Below are 18135 nucleotides of genomic sequence, written 5' to 3'. Positions count from 1 at the left end.
CCCGATCCGCGTTCTTACTCTTGAACAAAAGTTTATATTTATGAACAAAGGCGGGCAATGGTTTTGGCTAGTCGTAAACCCGCAGGAGCCTGCGCAGCCGCGGAGGACGCAGGCGCGCGCCGCCAGCGCGGGTGACGCGGCGGGACGCAGGAAGGGGAGGTAAAGGCGCGGCCGCCAGGCGCCTCTCGGGGCAGCCAGGCGGCCGGAGCGGCGGAAGCCCTTTTAGGGACTGGCCTTAGTAGGCAGTCACGGCGGGCGCCGGGCTGTCCAGGCGTTGCGTGAGTTCGCGGCCGGCGGCAAGCAAGGTCTGGCCGATGAGGTCGGCGCGGGAGGCGGAACGGTCCAGCGGAGCGCCCACGACCAGCGCCAGCACGGCGCCGTACAACACCAGCGGCGCGGCAACCGACAGGGTATCGGCCTGATGCTCCGCCAGATTGACGTGCCAGCCGCGCCGGGCTTCGGAATCGATCAGCTGCAGCAGTTGCTTGTGGGTCTTGACCGTCTTGCTGGTATAGCGGTCCAGGGGCAGGCGCGCGACCAGCGCCTCGCGTTCGGCAGGCGGCATGGCGCCCAGCAGGGCACGCCCGGAGGCCGATGCATGCAGCGGTTTTTGCTGGCCGACCCTGGCCGTGAAGCGCACGATGCGTTCGGGTTCGGCCACGTCCAGGTAGACCACCTGGTCGCCCGACCGTTGCGCCAGGATCAGGGTCTCGTCCAATTCGTCGCGCAGCGCCTCCAGCGTGGGCCGGATGCGTGTGGTCAGCTGGTCATGCTCGGCCACCGTGCGGGCCTCGTTCAGCCAGCGGCGGGTGAGGTAATAACGGCCCGCAGTCTGATGCGCGTAGCCGTCGCCTTCCAGCGTGTCCAGCAAGGCCAGGCAGCTGGACTTGGGGATGCCCAGTCCGGCCGAAAGCTGCGACAGCGTGGCCGGCGCCCGCGTCGCGGCGAAGAATTGCAGGATGTCCAGGACGCGCCTGGCGCTTTTTACGTCGTTCGTACTCATGCACGCGAATATATATTCATGAACGGGCAGCAGCAACCGCCGCCGCCCGCCGCGCCATCAGTCGGCGTACACCCCCGCCTTGCGGATGATGCCGCCCCATTTGTCGACCTCGGATTGCAGCCAGGTCTGCAGGCCTTGCGGCGTCTGCTTGGATTCCGGCACGATCTCGGCGCCCAGTTCCGCCATCTTCTGCGTGAAGGCAGGATCCTTCAGCGCGGCGCGCAGGGCCTCGTTGAACTTCGCGACGGCTTCTGGCGGCGTGCCCTTGGGCGCGTAGACGCCATGCCACACCTTGACCTCGAAGCCCTTCAGGCCGTTCTCCTGCAGGGTCGGCGCATCAGGCAGCGTCTTGATGCGCTCCAGCGTGGTGACGCCGTACAGCTTCACGCGGTCGGCCTTGATCTGCGGAATGGTCTGGGTGGTCTGATCGCACAGCACGTCCACCTGGCCGCCCAGCAGCGCGGTCATCGCCGGCGCCGTGCCGGCATAGGGCACGGTGGTGAACTGCACGCCCAGCGATTCCTGCAGCAGCATGCCGCAGAGCTGCGACACCGCGCCCAGGCCGGCGTTGGCCAGGTTGATCTTGTTGCCGTTTTCCTTGGCGTACTTGATGAAGTCCTTCATGCCGTCCGCGGGCAGGTCCTTGCGGCCCAGCAGCGTCATGGGCACGTCGGCCACCTGGCCGACATAGGCGAAGTCCGTCAGCGGGTTGAATGACAGCTTGCGGTACAGCGCCGGCGCGGTGGCCATGCCGTTATGGTGGATCAGGAAGGTGTAGCCATCGGGCGCGGCGCGCGCCACGTGCTGGGACGCCAGCGTGCCGCCCGCACCGGTGCGGTTCTCGATGATGATGCTTTGGCCCAGCGTCTTGGACATGGACGCGCCCAGGCTGCGCGCCACGACATCGGTCGGCCCGCCCGCTGCGAACGGCACGACCAGCGAAATGGGATGGTTGGGATAGGCGCCTTGCGCGCCGGCGGTGCCAGAAACCAGGCAGGACAGGGCCAGCATGGGCCATGCTGCACGCTTGAGGGCGCGCGCGTAGATAGGGGGCATGTCTCGCTCCTTGTGGTGTTGTCGGGGCCCCCAAGGCAAAGCATGACGGCCGGACACCAGTGTGGCGCGACAGCGCCCGGATGAGAATTCGCGGTTCCGCAAGCCGGGTTTCGGCTGCTGGAAAGGAGGGTTTACGCGGAAGGCGATATGAGCGGGGGATTTTCCTGCTCTTCCTGCGAACCGAGTCCGCTGCACGGGAGGGCCGCGGCTTGCACGCGGTCATGAAAGTAACGGTGAAAAATCTCCCAGTCCCTGTACTGCGCGGACGCCACCTGGAAGGCGCACAGCCGGCCCACCAAGCTGCAGATCCAGTCAGCACATTGAAGGGTCTGGAACAGGTGGCTCTCACCTTGAATCAGCGGCTCGACCAGCGTTCTGCATCGGTCGGTGGCATCTTCGAACATCGCCAGCGTGCAGGCTTCGACATTCATTTCGCGCCATCGGCTGCCCGCCTGTTGCTCGTCGATCAAAAGCATGAAGGTGGCCTGCCTTGCCGAGAAAAAGCGATCCGCGCGCCGGACTATGCGTAGCAATTGCTGCTTGAAGATCTCCGCGGGTTGATGCGATGCCGCGTCTGTTGTCTTTTGCTCGCCGCTGTAAATCACGTGTCCGCCAATCTGTCTGATCCGGTTCAGCAAACGCCCCGTTGCGGTCCGCAACTGCTGGTACTTTTCAACATTCCGGACGGTATAGAGTTGCGCGCCCTTCTTTTCCCAGCGGTACGCAGGTTGGTCTTGCCGTTCCAGTTCGAACTTCAATAGATGGCATTTCAGTTTGTAGAAGTAGATGGCGAACTCGCGCACGGATTCAACAGGCAGGACCAACCCCCCGAAGCCGAACACCGGGCTTGTCCGGTGCTTGTCGTGATCACGAGAGACGAATGGGCCAATGTGGCCGAACTCGTCCAGATACATGACGTAATGCATGACGTAACCCTTTGTCCGACACGTGGCTTGCATACGAATCGAAGCAGTGTAGGGCGCGGGAGACGGCTGGCTTTCCTTCAGTGAATGGAAAGATCGCACCCAAATTCAAAATGGCAACGATTCATGCCGCACAAAAACACGAAAGCCCGCAGCAATGAATTGCGCGGGCCTCGGAAGGTGGGCATATGGCGTGCATATACGTTGAAGAAACTGTAAAGCAGATTCCGGTCGTGCTGCAAGGGATCAAGGCGTCCGGAACACATAAATGCGCGCGGAAGCCTGCGGTATCAGACGGAGTCCCGGGTTCTGGCCTGGGAGGCTTGGCATGTTCCTGCCGGAAACCGCCCCTAGTTCGCCTGATCCTTCCCCGGATCTTCAGCCAACACCTGCGGCGCCGGATAGTTCGACACGGGCGCATCCATCGGCTCCGCGCGCAGCGGCTGGTGCACGCGGCTGGGAGGGACCAGCGAATCGGGCGAGTCGGGATTGGTCCACAGCGGGTCCGGGATCTCGGCGAAGACCTGGCGCAGGCGTTCGCCCCAGGTGCCGCGGATCATGCGGAAGTACTCGTTGTGCTCGTCGATGCTGGCGAAATGCGTGACGCGCAGCGAGTGCGTGTCGTAGACCAGCAGGTCCAGCGGCAGGCCCACCGAGATATTGGAGCGCAGCGTGGAGTCCATGGAGATCAGGGCGCACTTGGCCGCTTCGTCCAGCGAGGTGTCGGGACGCAGCACGCGGTCCAGGATGGGCTTGCCGTATTTGGCTTCGCCGATCTGGAAGTACGGGCATTCCTGGCCGGCTTCGATGAAGTTGCCGGCCGAATACACCTGGAACAGGCGGCAGCGTTCGGCGCCGATCTGGCCGCCGAAGATCAGGTTGACGTTGAAGTCCACGCCCTGCTCGCGCAGGGCCGGGGCTTCGTGGTGATAGACCGAGCGCACCGCGGCGCCGACGCGGCGGGTGGCCTCGAACATGTCGGGCGCGTTCCAGACGGTTTCGCCGCCTTCGTCGTGCTGGCGCGCCAGCGCGTTCAGCACCGCCTGGCTGACCGCCAGGTTGCCCGAACTCATCAGCACCATGACGCGGTCGCCCGGGCGCTCGAACACGGTCATTTTGCGGAAGACGCTGATCTGGTCGACTCCGGCGTTGGTGCGGGAGTCGGCGAGGAATACCAGGCCGGAATCAAGGCGGGCTGCGACGCAGTAGGTCATGATCAGAATTAGGGAAAACCACGCCGCATTGTATTGCGGCGCGGCTGGCGGGATGTTACTGCTGGGCGCTGGTCTGGACCTGCACGCTGACCTCCATGGATTCCTGGCCGCCGCCGCTGCGCACGCCGCGCACCGGCGAAGCCGAGTCGTAGTCCCGCGCCACCGCCAGCCGGCAATGGCAGTCCGAGGCGAACTGGCGGTTGGTGATGTCCACGCTGGTCCAGCCCACGTCGGGCAGCCAGACGTCGGCCCAGGCGTGGCTGGCGGCGTGTTCGGCGGTGGTGTACAGGTAGCCGCTGACGTAGCGCGCGGGCACGCCCAGGCCGCGCACGCAGGCCAGGAAGAGGTGGGCATGGTCCTGGCAGACGCCGTGGCCCATGGCCAGCACCTGGTTGGCGGCGGTGGTGACATCGGTGGTGCCGGGCTCGTAGGCGACGCGGTCGCTGACCGCGGTGGCCAGGGCCAGCACGTCGTCCGGCGTATGCAGACCGCCCGGCAGCGCGTCGCGCACGAAGGCCATGACGGTGTCGTCGGCCTGGGTCAGCGGCGTCTGCACGCAATAGGCGTGCACTGGCAGACGGCTGTCCTCGCTGCCCAGCAGGCCGCGTTCCAGCGGCGCCACCAGCACTTGCCCGACCACGCGCAGCTCGATGTCGGTGTGCGGCTGGTTGAGCGTCAGCGTATGCGTGATGTTGCCGTAGGCATCTACTTGCTTGTCCAGCTCGCCGGGCGCTTCGATGTGCCAGCGCAGCACGCGCTGGTGTTCGTCGTCGCGCGGGGTCAGCCGCAAGGTCTGGATGCTGTAGGTGACCGGGGCGGTATAGCGGTAGTGAGTGACGTGGGTGATGATCTGTTTCATTCTGCTCTCCTGCCTAGGCCGACAGCGGCACCAGGAAGTCCTGGCTGATCCGGTTGCCCAGATCGTTGATGCGGTCGAGGAAGTGCTCCAGGTATTGATGCAGGCCGCTGTCCAGGATGTCCTCGACGCGACCGTATTGCAGTTCCGCGCACAGCATGCCGGCGCGCCTCTCGGTTTCGGTCGAGCGTTGGTTGGAGACACGCGCCAGGTCGTCGGCCACCGCGCGCATCGAGGCCAGCAGCGAGCGCGGCATGTCGCCGTGCAGGATCAGCAGTTCGGCCACGCGGTCGGGGGTGATGACGTCGCGATATACCTTGCGGTAAATCTCCAGGCCGGACACCGAGCTGAGCAGCGCCGACCAGCGGTAGAACTCGCTTTGCAGCGCCGCCGCGCCGGCTCCCTCGGTTCGGCTATCGTGGCCGTTGGACCCGCGTTCATGGAACTTCACGTCCAGCATGCGCGCGGTGTTGTCGGCGCGTTCCAGGTGCATGCCGATGCGCAGGAAGTACAGGGCCTCGTCCTCCAGCATGGTGCCGATGGTGACGCCGCGCGCCAGGTGCGAACGGAACTTGACCCATTCGAAGAACTCGCCCGGGTTGCGTTCCAGCAAGCCCGTGTGCAGGTGCTTGAGCAGTTCCAGCCAGGTGGTGTTGTAGGTTTCCCAGACCTCGGTGGTGAGGCTGCCGCGCACGGCGCGCGCGTTCTCGCGGGCGGCGCGCATGCAGGAATAGATGGACGAGGGGTTCTCGGGATCGCGCACCATGTACTGCAGCACGTCGTGCGGCGAGATGGAGGCGTACTTGCTCTGGTACAGGCCTTGCAGCTCGGAGATGCGCAGCACGCCCAGCCACGAGCCTTCGCGCCGCTGCGCGTCCTGCGGCAGCAGCGACATCTGCAGGTTCACGTCCAGCATGCGGGCGGTGTTTTCGGCGCGTTCGGTGTAGCGGCACATCCAGAACAGATTGTCGGCGGTTCGGCTCAGCATGTTCAGTCCTCCTCCAGCACCCAGGTGTCCTTGGTGCCGCCGCCCTGGCTGCTGTTGACCACCAGCGAGCCCTCGGTCAGCGCCACGCGGCACAGGCCGCCCGGCACGGTGCGGATGTCCTTGCCGCACAGCACGTAGGGGCGCAGGTCCACATGGCGCGGCGCCACGCCCGATTCCACGTAGGTCGGCACGGTGGACAGCGCCAGCGTGGGCTGCGCGATGTAATTGGCGGGGTTGGCGCGCACGCGGTCCTTGAAGGCCTCGACCTCGGCGCGCGAGGCAGACGGCCCCACCAGCATGCCGTAGCCGCCCGAGCCGTGGACTTCCTTCACCACCAGTTCGTGCATGTGGGCCAGCACGTGCGACAGCTCGTCGGGCCGGTTGCAGCGCCAGGTGGGGACGTTGGACAGTATCGGCTCCTCGCCCAGATAGAAGCGGATCATGTCCGGCACGTAGAGATAGGTGGACTTGTCGTCGGCGATGCCGGTGCCGATGGCATTGGCCAGCGTTACGCGTCCGGCTCGGTACACCGACAGCAGACCCGGCACGCCCAGCGCGGAGTCGGCGCGGAATGACAGCGGATCGAGGAAGTCGTCGTCCAGGCGGCGGTAGATCACGTCCACCTTGCGCGGCCCCTGCGTGGTGCGCATGTAGACGGTGTTCTGCTCGACGAACAGGTCCTGGCCTTCGACGAGCTCCACGCCCATCTGCTGCGCCAGGAAGGCGTGTTCGAAGTAGGCCGAGTTGTACATGCCGGGCGTCAGCACCACCACGGTGGGATCGTCGCCGCCGTGCGGCGCGACTTCGCGCAGGTTGTCCAGCAGCAGGTCCGGGTAGTGCGCCACCGGCTCCACCTTGATGCGGCTGAAGGCGTCGGGCATCAGCCGCATCGACATCTTGCGGTTCTCCAGCATGTAGGACACGCCGGACGGCACTCGCAGATTGTCTTCCAGCACATAGAACTCGCCCGCGCCCGCGCGCACGATGTCCACCCCGGCGATGTGGCAGTAGATGTCCTCGGCCACGTCCACGTCCTGCATCTCGGGGCGGTACTGGGCGTTCAGGAATACCTGCTCGGCGGGCACCACGTCCGCGCGCACGATGTCGTGCCCGTGATAGATGTCGTGGATGAACATATTGAGCGCGCGTACCCGCTGCTTCAGGCCGGCTTCCAGCAGACGCCATTCGGCGGCGGGGATGACGCGCGGGATCAGGTCGAAGGGGATCAGGCGTTCGGTGCCGGCCGCGTCGCCCGCCACCGAAAACGTGATGCCGACCCGGCGAAAGCTCAGGTCCGCTTCCAGGCGGCGCGCGGCCATGGCCTGCGCGGACTGCTCGTCATGCCAGCGCTCGAAAGCCTGGTAGTGGGAGCGTATGCCGCCGGCGCTGTCGCGCATTTCGTCATAGGCGGCGGGACGGGATGATCTGTCCTTCATGGCTCCTCCGGTACAGGTGCTGGCAGCCGGCTCGCGCACGGCCGCCGTCCGGCCAATGTCCGGCCGGTTGCAATGGATTAAGCAACCCGCATGCCAGCCTGGCCGGCACGCGCGGGGGGCGCCCCTGAGGACCAATATCCTCCGAAGGGCGTTGCGGCGCCATCGCCGCGGCGGCTGAGGCCAGGGGATGGCGTGGGCGCCAGGCGCGGATTGGCCGGGGCTGGCGGGTGGATCGGGGTCAGCGGGGCTGGCGCGGAAATGCCTGGCCAGGGGAACGGGTGGGGCGGCGCTGCCGAAGAAAGCGCACGGAAGTGCGCGGGCGCTGCGTGCTGCGGCCGGGGTCTGGGCTAGGCCCGGCAGCAGTCCCTATGATAGGTCGTGCACCGTATTGGTGCAAACTGGTGGAGCAGAACTGGTGCGTCAGTTCATGCGGAAGCTGTGCAGCGTGGTGCCGCTGGTGCCGCCTTGTTCCAGCGGCGCCTGGGGCACCCAGCCGTCCTGGGTCAGTACCGCGTCCAGCGGGAAGTCGTGGGCGGCGGGTTCATAACCGGCGTCCAGCTCGCCGCAGCTCCAGGCGATGCCGATGGCGATGAACGGGTGGCCGCGGTCGCGCAGCGCGGCCAGGGTGCGGTCGTAATAGCCGCCGCCATAGCCCAGGCGGTCGCCCTGTTCGGTGTAGCCCAGGGTGGGGACCAGCACCACGTCGGGCAGCAGTTCGGCGCCGGCGACGGGTTCCTGGATGCCGTAGGGGCCGGCACGCAATTCGGCATCCGGCGTCCAGGGCAGGAAGGCCAGCGGGGCATTGCGTTCGCGCACCACGGGCAGGGCCACGGTCACGCCGTTTTCCACCCATTGTTCTAGCAACGGGCGCAGGTCCGGTTCGTCGGCCATGGGCCAGAAGGCGGCCACGGTAGCGGGCGCGGGGCGGCCCGCGCGCACGGCTTCATCGCGCGCCACATTCAGCCAGGTGAACAGGCGTGCGCGCATGAGCAGGCCGCCGCGGCTACGCTGATCTTCCGGCAGTTCAGCGCGCAGTTTCCGCAATCGCGCGCGTAGCGGTACTGCGGTATCCTCTGGAGTATTTTGCGTAGTCATGCGGTGGCTGTAAGAGGGATGGACAAATGATGGCGAATGTGCGGACGCATGCGGACGAACATGTGGATTGCCGGCATGCTGGCGTACGGCAAGGCCAGTGTATGAGGGACAGGGCATGACACAGACTCTGCAACCCGGACGGTATCAGAAAACCGCGCGGAAATCCGGGTCCGCCGCCGCCACCGAGGCCGCTCCCGGCCTGCGCCGCTGGCTGCCGCTGCTGGCGCTGTTCACCGCGGCCTGTGCGCCGGTGGACGCGCAGCAGCGCAGCGCGTCGGTCAATACCCAGCCCCAGCCTCAGCCCGCCGTTCAGGCTGCGCAACCCGCCATTTCCGTGCCGCCCGCGGTGCTGGCCGGCCTGCCGCCGACTTCCCAGACCCCCGCGCTCGCCGCCGTGGTCGCTGCGCGCGAAGCCATGAACCGCAAGCAGTGGTCCGTGCTGGGCGCGCTGGTGCCGCAGGCCAAGCCGGATCCGCTGGGCATGTATCCCGAATATTGGTTGCTGCGCTATCAGTTGTGGACCCCGCCCGCCACCGGCCGGCCCACCGCCGACCTGCAGAAGTTCATCAGCGGCAATTCCGACGCCTACCTGGCCGACCGCCTGCGCGGCGACTGGCTGCTGGCCGCGGCCCGCAGCGGGGACTTCGAAACCGTGCGCAAGCTCGCGCCCGTGAAGAACAGCAATGCGCAGATCGAGTGCGCCATCCTCGATGCCAAGCACATGACCGGGCAGCGCGCCACGGCGGCGCAGGCCGCGGCCGTGTTCGCGCCGGGCGGCGCCTGCTGGGCGCTGTACGACCAGCTGGTCGCCGACGGCATCATGGGTTGGGAGCAATTGGAACCCCAGCTGCGCGACGCCATCGAAGCCAACAAGACCGCCGACGCGCGCAAGTTCGCGCAGTACATGTTCGAGCCGGGCGACCTGAAAACCTATGACCAGCTCATGAAGGACCCCATGAAGTGGCTGACGCGCCAGAGCCGTCAACCCGTGGGCCGCAACGAGAAGGAACTGGTGACGATCGCCTTGGCGCGCCTGGCGCGTTCCGACGTCAGCGTGGCGGATTCCTACCTGCGCCGCGAATGGGGCAAGTCCGGGGACTGGTCCAAGTCCATGGCCAAGTCGAACCTGGCCTGGGTCCGCGGCCAGTACGCGCTGGTCGCCGCGCTGAATCTCGACAGCCGCGCCGACGACTGGTACCACGAGGCCGGCCACATCCGCATGACGGAATACAACGCCGCCTGGAAGGTGCGCGCCGCCTTGCGCCAGCCCAAGATCGACTGGAAATGGGTCATGGAATCCATCGACCAGATGCCCGCCTCGCAGCAGGCCGATTCGTCCTGGATCTACTGGAAGGCCCGCGGCCAGGCCGCGCGCGGCAACAAGGAACAGGCCGCCACCGCCTACGCCAGCATTGCCGACCGCTTCGACTTTTACGGCCAGCTGGCTGCCGAGGAACTGGGCCGCCGCATCACCGTGCCGCCGCGCCCCGCGCCCCTCAGCGACCAGGAAATCACCGAGGCCCGCGCCAACCCCGGCCTGCGCCGCGCGATCCAGCTCTTCCGCCTGGGTTGGCGCGCCGAAGCCGTGCCGGAATGGAACTTCACGCTGCGCGGCATGAGCGATCGTCAACTGATGGCCGCCGCCGAATTGGCGCGCGCCGAGAACATCTATGACCGCGTGGTCAACACCTCCGACCGCACGGAAAAAGAGTTCGACTTCAGCCAGCGCTTCATCGCGCCCTTCGAAGGCCGCGTCACCGCCAAGGCCAACGCCATCGCGCTGGATCCGGCCTGGGTCTATGGCCTGATCCGCCAGGAATCGCGCTTCATCATGGACGCGCGTTCGCACGTCGGCGCGTCCGGCCTGATGCAGCTGATGCCGGCCACGGCCAAGTGGGTCGCGGGCAAGATCGGCATGAGCAACTTCACGCCCGACAGCGTCAACGACTTCGACACCAACACCGAACTCGGCACCAACTATCTGAACATGGTGCTGCGTGACCTGAACGGTTCGCAGATGCTGGCCAGCGCAGGCTATAACGCCGGCCCGCGCCGTCCGCACAACTGGCGCTCGACCTTCACGCATCCAGTGGAAGGCGCGATCTTTGCCGAGACCATCCCGTTCAACGAGACGCGCACCTACGTCAAGAACGTGATGTCCAACTCGGTGTATTACGCCGCCATGTTCACCGGCCAGCCCCAGTCCCTGAAGGAACGCCTGGGCAACATTGTGCCGCTGGGCGCGGAAAGCACTTCGATCCCATGACGCGGGATCCGGCCACGGACGGCCTGCAGGTCTATATCGTGGGCGGAGCGGTGCGCGATGCGCTGCTCGGCCTGACGCCCGGAGACCACGACTGGGTCGTGGTCGGCGCCACGCCCGAGGACATGGCGCGCCGCGGTTTCGTGCCGGTCGGCGGCGACTTTCCGGTGTTCCTGCATCCGCGCAGCAAAGAGGAATACGCGCTGGCGCGCACCGAACGCAAGTCGGGGCGGGGCTACAAGGGCTTCACGTTCTATACGGGCGCCGACGTCACGCTGGAAGAAGACCTGCGCCGCCGCGACCTGACCGTCAACGCCATCGCGCAGAAGCAGGACGGCGAACTGGTTGATCCCCTGGGCGGCGCCGCCGACGTGCGCGACCGCATCTTCCGCCACGTCGGCGAGGCCTTCGAAGAGGATCCGGTACGCATTCTGCGGCTGGCCCGGTTCGCGGCCCGCTTTGCCGATTTTTCGGTGGCGCCCGAGACCCTGGCGCTGTGCCGCCGCATGGTCGAGGCCGGCGAGGCCGACGCGCTGGTGGCAGAACGGGTCTGGAAGGAATTGTCGCGCGGCCTGATGGCGGCGGCGCCGTCGCGCATGCTGGGTATCCTGCAGCAATGCGGCGCGCTGGCGCGCGTGATGCCCGAGCTGCAAGGGGTGGAGCAGACCGCGGCCGATGTGGACCGCGCGGCCGCGCAGGGCCTGTCGCTGCCGGGGCGCTATGCCTTGCTGTGTCGACTGACGCCTGAGCGCGACGCCATGGGCCGCCGCCTGCGCGTGCCCACGGAATGCAACGATTACGCGCGGCTGTTGCCGGAAGTGTTGGCGGGGCTGGACGCGGTGGAGCAAGGCGCCGATCCCGCGGACGCGCAACTGGCGCTGATGGAGCGCGCCGATGCGCTGCGCAAGCCGGAACGCTTTCTGGATCTGCTGGATGCGGCGGCCGTGCTGCGCTCCGTGGACCGAGCGGCCTGGCAATCGCGCGTGGCAATCGTGCGCGGCGTGGACGCCGGAGCTATCGCCAAAGCTTGCGCCGGAGAGCCGGCGCGCATCAAGGAGCAGGTGCGCGCCGCGCGCCTGGAGCGCCTGCGGGCGCAGTGATTCCGCTATGGATCTGAAAACGTGGCGGCCATGCCTATGAGGCCGCCACGCGTTCCTACAGCTTGCCCAACCGGTCGCCGCGCGAGAACCCTGCCAGCGGTTCGGTGATGCCGCGTCCCACCGCCAATACCTTGAACAGTTCGCCCATCTCCGATTCGGACAAGAGCTTCTGCACGGGCGCCACGGCTTGCGCGTATTGCTGCACGTCGCTCGGATCCAGTTGCGCCAACAGATCCATCAGCCCCGCATTCATCAGGAAGCGGGCCTGCGAGGTATAGCCCAGGACTTGCATGCCGGCCTCGAGCGCGGCATCCGCCATGGCGGTGAAATCGACGTGCGCGGTGATGTCCTGCAGGCCCGGCGCGGTGAACGGATCGCCGTGGGCGTGATGGCGCAGGTGGCACATGAGCGTGCCGCCTGCCCGCTGCGGATGGTAGTACTCGCTGCGCGGAAAGCCGTAGTCCAGCAGCAGCGCCGCGCCGCGTTCCAGCCAGCCGCCCATGGCGGCGATCCAGGCTTCGCCTTGCAGGTTGATCTCGGACACGTAACCGGGCAGGGCCGGCATGCGGGCGGCGACAGCGGCGGCTAGCGCCGGCGGCGCCGGGCGGTCTTCCCAGACGAAGCCTTGCGCGGCGTCCACCGCCACGCCGCGCTCCAGCACCTCGCCCGTATCGCTCCAGCGGAAGATCGACACCGGCATCGCGTCCAGCACTTCGTTGGCCAGCACGCAGCCGGCAAAGCGCTGGGGCAGCGCGTCCAGCCATTGCACGCGCTCGCCGAATGCCGCCAGCCTTTCAGCCTGGCGGGCGCGCAGGTCGGCCGACACTTCCAGGATCAGGTAGCGGGTTTGATCCAGGCCCATCGCATCCAGTTCGCGCAGCACGCCTTCGGCCAGGGCGCCGGTGCCGGCGCCGAATTCCAGCACGGCGTCGGTCTGCGTCTGGCGCAGCACCTGGGCGGCCTGGCGGGCCAGCGTGCGGGCGAACAGCGGCGTCAGCTGGGGCGCGGTGACGAAGTCGCCGGCAGGCGTGCGGACGTCGCCGTCGGCCTCGGCCAGCTTGACGTTGCCGGCCGCGTAATAGCCCAGCCCGGGCGCGTATAGAGCCTGCGCCATCCAGTGGTCGAACGACAGCCAGCCGCCATGGGCGGCGATGGTGGCGCGCAGATGCGCGGCAGCGGCTGCGCTGTGTTCCTGGGCGGCGGGAGTAAGGGCGGGCAGGTTGGCGGGGGCGGATCGTTGCATGGTCGGGCGGTGCGTGGACAAGCGGTCATTTTCCCAAAAAACAAACCCCGCGACAGGCGCGGGGTTTGTGTTGGGTTCAAGCGGGCGGATTAGCCGCGGCGGTCAGCCGACTTGCCGAAGCGCTTGGCGGGGCCGCCGGGGCGCTTGTCGAACGAGGGCTTGCCACGGAAACCGCCTTCCGGACGGTCGCCGCCGCGGAAGCCGCCTTCACGCTGCGGACGGTCGCCAAAGCTCGGGCGGTCGCCAAAGCTGGCGCGGTCGTTGTAGCTGGGGCGCGAGTCGCGGTCGCCGCCACGGAAACCGCCTTCACGCGGGCCGCGCTCGCTGAACGGGCGGGCATCGCGCTGGGGGCGGTCGCCATAGCTGGGGCGGTCGCCGAAGCTGGGACGGTCGCCGAAGCTGGGACGCGAATCGCGGTCGCCGCCGCGGAAGCCGCCTTCGCGCTGCGGACGGTCACCGAAGGGGCGGTTGCCCTGGTAGCCGCCTTCACGCTGCGGACGGTCGCCGAAGCTCGGACGATCGCTGAAGGAACGGGCCGGGCGGTCGCCGAACGGGCGATTGCCTTGGTAGCCGCCTTCGCGCGGGCCGCCCTCGCGGTTGCCTTGATAACCGCCTTCACGCGGCTTGAATTCGCCACGCGGGCCGCCGAAGGAACGGCCTTCGCGGTTGCCCTGGTAGCCGCCGCCGGGACGCTTGCCGAACGGCTTGCCGCCACGCGGGCCGGCGCCGCCAGCCGAGGGGCGCGGGGTGCGCTTGGGTTCCAGGCCGGCGATCACTTCGGGGGTGATCGATTGGCCGATGTAGTGCTCGATGCGGCGGACCTTATGGCGCTCGGAATGCGTTGCCAGCGTGAAGGCCAGGCCGCTGCGGCCGGCGCGGCCGGTACGGCCGATACGGTGCACGTAGTCTTCGGCTTGCATCGGCAGGTCGAAGTTGACGGCGTGGCTGATGCCTTGCACGTCGATGCCGCGGGCAGCCACGTCGGTGGCGACCAGGATGCGCAGTTGGCCGCGCTGCAGTTGCGACAGCGTGCGGGTGCGTTGGCGCTGGTTCATGTCGCCGTGCAGGGCGGCGGCGGCAAAGCCTTGGTCGGCCAGGCGGTCGGCCAGATCGTCGGCGCCGCGCTTGGTCGACGTGAAGACGATGGCCTGGTCCAGCGAGGCGTCGCGCAGCACGTGGTCCAGCAGCTGCATCTTGTGGCTGGCATCGTCCGCGTACAGCAGGCTTTGCGTGATGTTGGTGTGCTTTTCCTTGGCGCCGGCGATCTCGATGCGCTGCGGCTCGCGCATCATGCGCGAGGCCAGCTTGGCGACGGTGCCGTCCAGCGTGGCCGAGAACAGCAGCGTCTGGCGGCCTTCCGGCAGGCGGCTGACGATGGTCTCGATATCTTCGATGAAGCCCATGTCCAGCATGCGGTCGGCTTCGTCCAGCACCAGCGTGTGCACGGTGTTCAGCTTGACGCGGCCCGAGTTCAGGTGGTCGATCAGGCGGCCGGGGGTGGCGACCAGCACGTCCACGCGGCGCGACAGCGCCTTCAGCTGCGCGCCGTAAGGCATGCCGCCGACGACGGTGGCGGTGCGCAGGTCGGCCAGTTTGCGGCCGTAGGTGGCGGTGGCGTCGGTGACTTGCAGGGCCAGTTCGCGGGTCGGGGTCAGCACCAGCACTTGCACGCCGACGCCCTTGTTGGCGGGCATCTGGGCGATGCGGTGCAGGGCCGGCAGCATGAAGGCCGCGGTCTTGCCGCTACCCGTCTGCGAGGACACCATCAGGTCGTGGCCAGCCAGCGCTTGCGGAATGGCCGAAGCTTGGACGGGAGTGGGGGAGGTGAAGCCAGCGTCTTGAATGGCCGACAACAGAGCGGGCGCAAGACCCAGGTTTTCGAAAGACATTACTTTCCCTTGCCGCAATCAATGCGACGCAGTGCTTGGTCGGGCCAGGGGATTAGGCGGCCGGATCCAGGCGACGGTTGATGGAGCATCGTGCCGACCGAATCAACCGTGCGCGTGGCGCGTTCTCGTGTACTGAGTGGAACGCAGGGCGAAAGGAAAGGAGGTCAGGAATCGATGATGTTCGGCATGGGGCCGGGGCTGTGTCACCCGGCAGACTGCGAAAATTTCCGCTAAATCAAGGCGGTAAATGCCGAACTCGTTTTGTGCAGTGCGGCGATCATAACCCGAATTCGCCCTGCATGGGAATTATTTTTTTGTCCAGCTCCCAATCAATAGGGTTTTTCCCTTGGTTGGTCAGCCACTGATTGGTGGCCAGGAAGTGGCCGCAGCCCAGGAAGGGTACTGGGGGCCTTCTGGCGGACAGGGGCGAGGGGTGGTTGGACATCAGGACCAGGTGGCCGCTGTTGTCCGGGAGCAACGCCCGCTTGGCCTGGGCATGCGCGCCCCACAGCATGAAAACCTTGGGCGACGGGTCGCGCGCGACCAGCGAGATCAACGCGTCCGTCACCGTTTCCCAACCGCGCTTGGCATGCGAGGCCGGCTGGCCGTCTTCCACGGTCAACGCGGTGTTCAGCAGCAGCACGCCCTGTTCCGCCCAAACGCTCAGGTCGTTGCCGGCCGGCACGCGGGTGCCCGGAAACTCCTGGGCGATTTCGTTGAAGATGTTGCGCAGGCTGGGCGGCCGCTTGCAGTCGTCCGGCACCGAGAAGGCCAGCCCCTGGGCCTGGCCCGGCCCGTGATAGGGATCCTGCCCCAGGATCACCACGCGCACGTCCGACGGCTCCAGGCCGTGCAGGGCGCGGAAAGGCGTGGCCGGATAGACCACCGCGCCTTCTTCCAGGCGCTTGTCCACATGGGCGATCACGCCGGCCAGCGCGTCGGCCACGGCGCGTGTCTCGAAAGCGACTTTCCAGGCGGAGGAGAGCTGCGCGGCCTGAGTGGCCAGGGAGGAGTGGAGTAGGCGGTTGTCCTGGTGCATGGGCGCAATTGTGGCACAGCCTTCCGAGGACGCCGGGCGGGGCATTGAGGGCCGAAAAAGCGCTCTTCTACTGTCAACTATCAGAATTTTCTGGTGCGGAACGGCCTGCCATTCGCTTAACTTGCGACAAATCTTGCTGACCAGAATTCGTGCATTGCGCCAAACAACCAGAACCGCGCATTTGCACGTAGTCCCTCCCAAATGAAAACGAACAGACCTTTGCAGGTAGGCGCAATCGCTGCATCCGCGGGCGGTTTCATTAAGAAAAATCCAGAAGCAATGGCTTTCATATGAAGCTGACCGCAGTGGCCTTGCTGGCGGTGTTCGCATCCCCCTTGGCAGCCCAACCCATACTGCCCGCGGCCGCTGACCGCGCCACCGAGATCCAGCGCCGCCAGGAACAGGAGCTCGAGGCGCAGCGCGCGCGCGCCGCGCAGCGTCCAGACGTCCTGTCCGCGCCCGAGGCGCCGGCCGCGGGGGAAGGGCCGCTGGTCTTTCCCGAGGAAAGCCGGTGCTTCGTGCTGCGCGAAGTGCAATGGGACTCCCCCGAACCGCCGTCGGCGCTGCGCCGCGCGGCCGAGTCCGCCATCGGCCCCTGCCTGGGCGGACAGGGTTTGAAGAAGTTGCAGGAGCATTTGCACGCGCTGCTCATCGCTCAAGGATTGATCACCGCGCGCGTACTGGTGCCGGAGCAATCCTTGGCCGCAGGCGAGTTGCAGTTGCGTTACGTGCCAGGCCGCATTTCGGCAGTCCAGAGCGAGGGCGCTGCGGGCTGGTGGCGCACGGCGCTGCCGACCGGCCCGGGCGGCGAACTGAATCAGCGCGATCTGGACCAGGCCTTGGAAAACATCCGGCGGCTTGGCGGCCAGGCCGATGCCACCATAGACGTGGAGCCAGGTCCGAGCGTCGGCGACTCCGACATCCTCATCAAGCCCGGCAGCGGCAAGCGCTGGCATGCCTATCTGGGCGGTGACAACGGCGGCATGGAGTCCACCGGCAAGGAACAGATCAACGCCGGCCTCACGCTGGATTCTCCGCTGTTCCTGTACGACCAGTTGTCGGTTTCATGGAACAGCAACGCCGCGCTGCGCCGCAATGATGCCGGAACGCGCGCGGCCTCCATGAACTACAGCATTCCCTTCGGGTACTGGACGCTGTTCGCCGGCGCCAGCCGTTCGCGCTATCGCCAGACCGTGGCGGGTCTGGACGAGCCGGTCATCTACGGCGGCACCACCAAGCAGATCGAGGCGGGCGTGTCCGTGGTGCCTTATCGGGCTGGCGCCTACAAGGGCACGGTGACGCTGAAATTCCTGCGCAAGCGCGTCAACAGCACGATCAACGACGTCGATATCGACGTGCAGCGACGCGACATCGCTGGCTATGAGTTCGGTTATGGGCATCGCCAGTACATCGGCTCCGCCGCGCTGGACGTGGGTGGCGGCGTGCGCGGAACGCTGCCGCAGTTCTCCGACCGTCCCGGCTACATCTACGGCGACCCCGACTGGAACGGGCGCAGCACCCTGCTCACGGCCAACGCCGGACTGCATCTGCCGTTCAAGGTGGCGGGCCAGCAAGTGGCGTATCAGGCCAATTGGCAGATCCAGCACGCCAAGACCGCGGTGGTGCCGGCGGACTACTTCACCATCGGCAATCGCTACGCCGTGCGCGGCTTCGATGGCGAGATGACGCTGGCCGCCGAAGACGGCTGGACGTTGCGCCAAGACCTGTCGCTGAACCTCGGCGATCTGGGTCAGCAGCTCTACACCGGGTTTGACGTCGGACGGGTCGGAGGCCCGTCGGCGGAGTACCTGTCCGGCCGCACGCTGATCGGCGCGGTGACGGGCATGCGCGGCCGGATCGCCCTGCCCGGCCTGAGCGCGAGTTACGACCTGTCGGCGGGTTGGCCCTTGAAGAAACCAGAAAGCCTGAAGACCCAGAGCACCGTACTGGCTGCGTCACTGATGTTCGAGTTTTAGCGTCAAGCGCGGCCGGGCCACGCCCGCGCTTCGCTCCTTGCGCCGCGAGTCCCG

14 protein-coding genes are annotated in these 18135 nt (G+C 67.0%); 3 read left to right on the top strand and 11 right to left on the bottom strand.

Annotated elements, in window-relative coordinates; translation table 11 throughout:
- Nucleotides 1-235 precede the first annotated feature (235 nt).
- From IB258_RS20620 to IB258_RS20585, 8 genes are all read right to left on the bottom strand, one after another.
- The gene (locus IB258_RS20620) at nt 236-1003 is read right to left on the bottom strand and encodes an IclR family transcriptional regulator (RefSeq protein ID WP_054456990.1); all 768 of its coding nucleotides are present in this window, start codon (nt 1001-1003) and stop codon (nt 236-238) included.
- A 57-nt stretch (nt 1004-1060) separates the two neighbouring features.
- Nucleotides 1061-2059: a tripartite tricarboxylate transporter substrate-binding protein gene (locus IB258_RS20615; RefSeq protein WP_119450164.1), complete on the bottom strand. Its 999-nt coding sequence runs from the start codon at nt 2057-2059 to the stop codon at nt 1061-1063.
- Nucleotides 2060-2190: 131 nt separating this feature from the next.
- Nucleotides 2191-2985, bottom strand: coding sequence for a DUF3800 domain-containing protein (locus tag IB258_RS20610; protein WP_175181522.1), 795 nt, complete (start codon nt 2983-2985; stop codon nt 2191-2193).
- Between the two features lie 347 nt (nt 2986-3332).
- Nucleotides 3333-4196 carry a proteasome-type protease gene (locus tag IB258_RS20605; RefSeq protein WP_054456984.1) on the bottom strand — a complete coding sequence of 288 codons (864 nt, stop codon included), beginning with the start codon at nt 4194-4196 and terminating at the stop codon, nt 3333-3335.
- A gap of 55 nt (nt 4197-4251) precedes the next feature.
- A complete protein-coding gene (locus IB258_RS20600) occupies nt 4252-5055 on the bottom strand; it encodes a transglutaminase family protein (RefSeq protein WP_054456981.1) in 804 nt (267 codons plus the stop codon).
- 13 nt (nt 5056-5068) lie between these two features.
- On the bottom strand, nt 5069-6040 hold the full coding sequence (locus tag IB258_RS20595) for an alpha-E domain-containing protein (protein WP_175162373.1): 972 nt from the start codon (nt 6038-6040) through the stop codon (nt 5069-5071).
- A 2-nt stretch (nt 6041-6042) separates the two neighbouring features.
- A complete protein-coding gene (locus tag IB258_RS20590) occupies nt 6043-7476 on the bottom strand; it encodes a circularly permuted type 2 ATP-grasp protein (protein WP_119450165.1) in 1434 nt (477 codons plus the stop codon).
- A gap of 420 nt (nt 7477-7896) precedes the next feature.
- Entirely contained in the window at nt 7897-8571 is a 675-nt protein-coding gene (locus tag IB258_RS20585; RefSeq protein ID WP_054456975.1) for a 5-formyltetrahydrofolate cyclo-ligase, read from the bottom strand.
- Between the two features lie 115 nt (nt 8572-8686).
- Between IB258_RS20585 and IB258_RS20580 the strand changes: the two genes are divergently transcribed.
- Nucleotides 8687-10837, top strand: a complete 2151-nt coding sequence (locus IB258_RS20580) for a lytic transglycosylase domain-containing protein (protein ID WP_192353129.1) — start codon at nt 8687-8689, stop codon at nt 10835-10837.
- Nucleotides 10834-11934, top strand: a complete 1101-nt coding sequence (locus IB258_RS20575) for a CCA tRNA nucleotidyltransferase (protein ID WP_125471140.1) — start codon at nt 10834-10836, stop codon at nt 11932-11934. Before IB258_RS20580 ends, IB258_RS20575 begins: the two co-directional genes overlap by 4 nt.
- Before the next feature lie 55 nt (nt 11935-11989).
- On the opposite strand, the gene IB258_RS20570 is transcribed toward IB258_RS20575, so the two are convergent.
- From IB258_RS20570 to IB258_RS20560, 3 genes are all read right to left on the bottom strand, one after another.
- Nucleotides 11990-13177 (bottom strand): class I SAM-dependent methyltransferase, encoded by a 1188-nt coding sequence (locus IB258_RS20570; RefSeq protein WP_192353128.1) that lies wholly within the window; start codon nt 13175-13177, stop codon nt 11990-11992.
- Between the two features lie 89 nt (nt 13178-13266).
- Nucleotides 13267-15066, bottom strand: a complete 1800-nt coding sequence (locus tag IB258_RS20565; protein ID WP_192353127.1) for a DEAD/DEAH box helicase — start codon at nt 15064-15066, stop codon at nt 13267-13269.
- A gap of 277 nt (nt 15067-15343) precedes the next feature.
- Complete coding sequence (locus IB258_RS20560) at nt 15344-16105, bottom strand: uracil-DNA glycosylase (protein WP_175213009.1); 762 nt, start codon at nt 16103-16105, stop codon at nt 15344-15346.
- 290 nt (nt 16106-16395) lie between these two features.
- Between IB258_RS20560 and IB258_RS20555 the strand changes: the two genes are divergently transcribed.
- A complete protein-coding gene (locus tag IB258_RS20555; RefSeq protein ID WP_192353126.1) occupies nt 16396-18081 on the top strand; it encodes a ShlB/FhaC/HecB family hemolysin secretion/activation protein in 1686 nt (561 codons plus the stop codon).
- Nucleotides 18082-18135 lie beyond the last annotated feature (54 nt).

It is taken from the genome of Achromobacter sp. ACM02 (assembly GCF_014851605.1).
GTDB classification, from domain to species: Bacteria; Pseudomonadota; Gammaproteobacteria; order Burkholderiales; family Burkholderiaceae_B; genus Achromobacter; species Achromobacter aegrifaciens.
This window is presented reverse-complemented; position numbering and strand designations above follow the sequence as displayed.

What these genes read in the sequence shown, in the direction of transcription:
- IB258_RS20560 (WP_175213009.1), bottom strand. Translation starts at nt 16,105, where the DNA reads ATGCACCAGGACAACCGCCTACTCCACTCCTCCCTGGCCACTCAGGCC.
- IB258_RS20555 (WP_192353126.1), top strand. Translation starts at nt 16,396, where the DNA reads ATGAAGCTGACCGCAGTGGCCTTGCTGGCGGTGTTCGCATCCCCCTTG.
- IB258_RS20585 (WP_054456975.1), bottom strand. Translation starts at nt 8,571, where the DNA reads ATGACTACGCAAAATACTCCAGAGGATACCGCAGTACCGCTACGCGCG.
- IB258_RS20580 (WP_192353129.1), top strand. Translation starts at nt 8,687, where the DNA reads ATGACACAGACTCTGCAACCCGGACGGTATCAGAAAACCGCGCGGAAA.
- IB258_RS20570 (WP_192353128.1), bottom strand. Translation starts at nt 13,177, where the DNA reads ATGCAACGATCCGCCCCCGCCAACCTGCCCGCCCTTACTCCCGCCGCC.
- IB258_RS20615 (WP_119450164.1), bottom strand. Translation starts at nt 2,059, where the DNA reads ATGCCCCCTATCTACGCGCGCGCCCTCAAGCGTGCAGCATGGCCCATG.
- IB258_RS20590 (WP_119450165.1), bottom strand. Translation starts at nt 7,476, where the DNA reads ATGAAGGACAGATCATCCCGTCCCGCCGCCTATGACGAAATGCGCGAC.
- IB258_RS20620 (WP_054456990.1), bottom strand. Translation starts at nt 1,003, where the DNA reads ATGAGTACGAACGACGTAAAAAGCGCCAGGCGCGTCCTGGACATCCTG.
- IB258_RS20595 (WP_175162373.1), bottom strand. Translation starts at nt 6,040, where the DNA reads ATGCTGAGCCGAACCGCCGACAATCTGTTCTGGATGTGCCGCTACACC.
- IB258_RS20610 (WP_175181522.1), bottom strand. Translation starts at nt 2,985, where the DNA reads ATGCATTACGTCATGTATCTGGACGAGTTCGGCCACATTGGCCCATTC.
- IB258_RS20575 (WP_125471140.1), top strand. Translation starts at nt 10,834, where the DNA reads ATGACGCGGGATCCGGCCACGGACGGCCTGCAGGTCTATATCGTGGGC.
- IB258_RS20565 (WP_192353127.1), bottom strand. Translation starts at nt 15,066, where the DNA reads ATGTCTTTCGAAAACCTGGGTCTTGCGCCCGCTCTGTTGTCGGCCATT.
- IB258_RS20605 (WP_054456984.1), bottom strand. Translation starts at nt 4,196, where the DNA reads ATGACCTACTGCGTCGCAGCCCGCCTTGATTCCGGCCTGGTATTCCTC.
- IB258_RS20600 (WP_054456981.1), bottom strand. Translation starts at nt 5,055, where the DNA reads ATGAAACAGATCATCACCCACGTCACTCACTACCGCTATACCGCCCCG.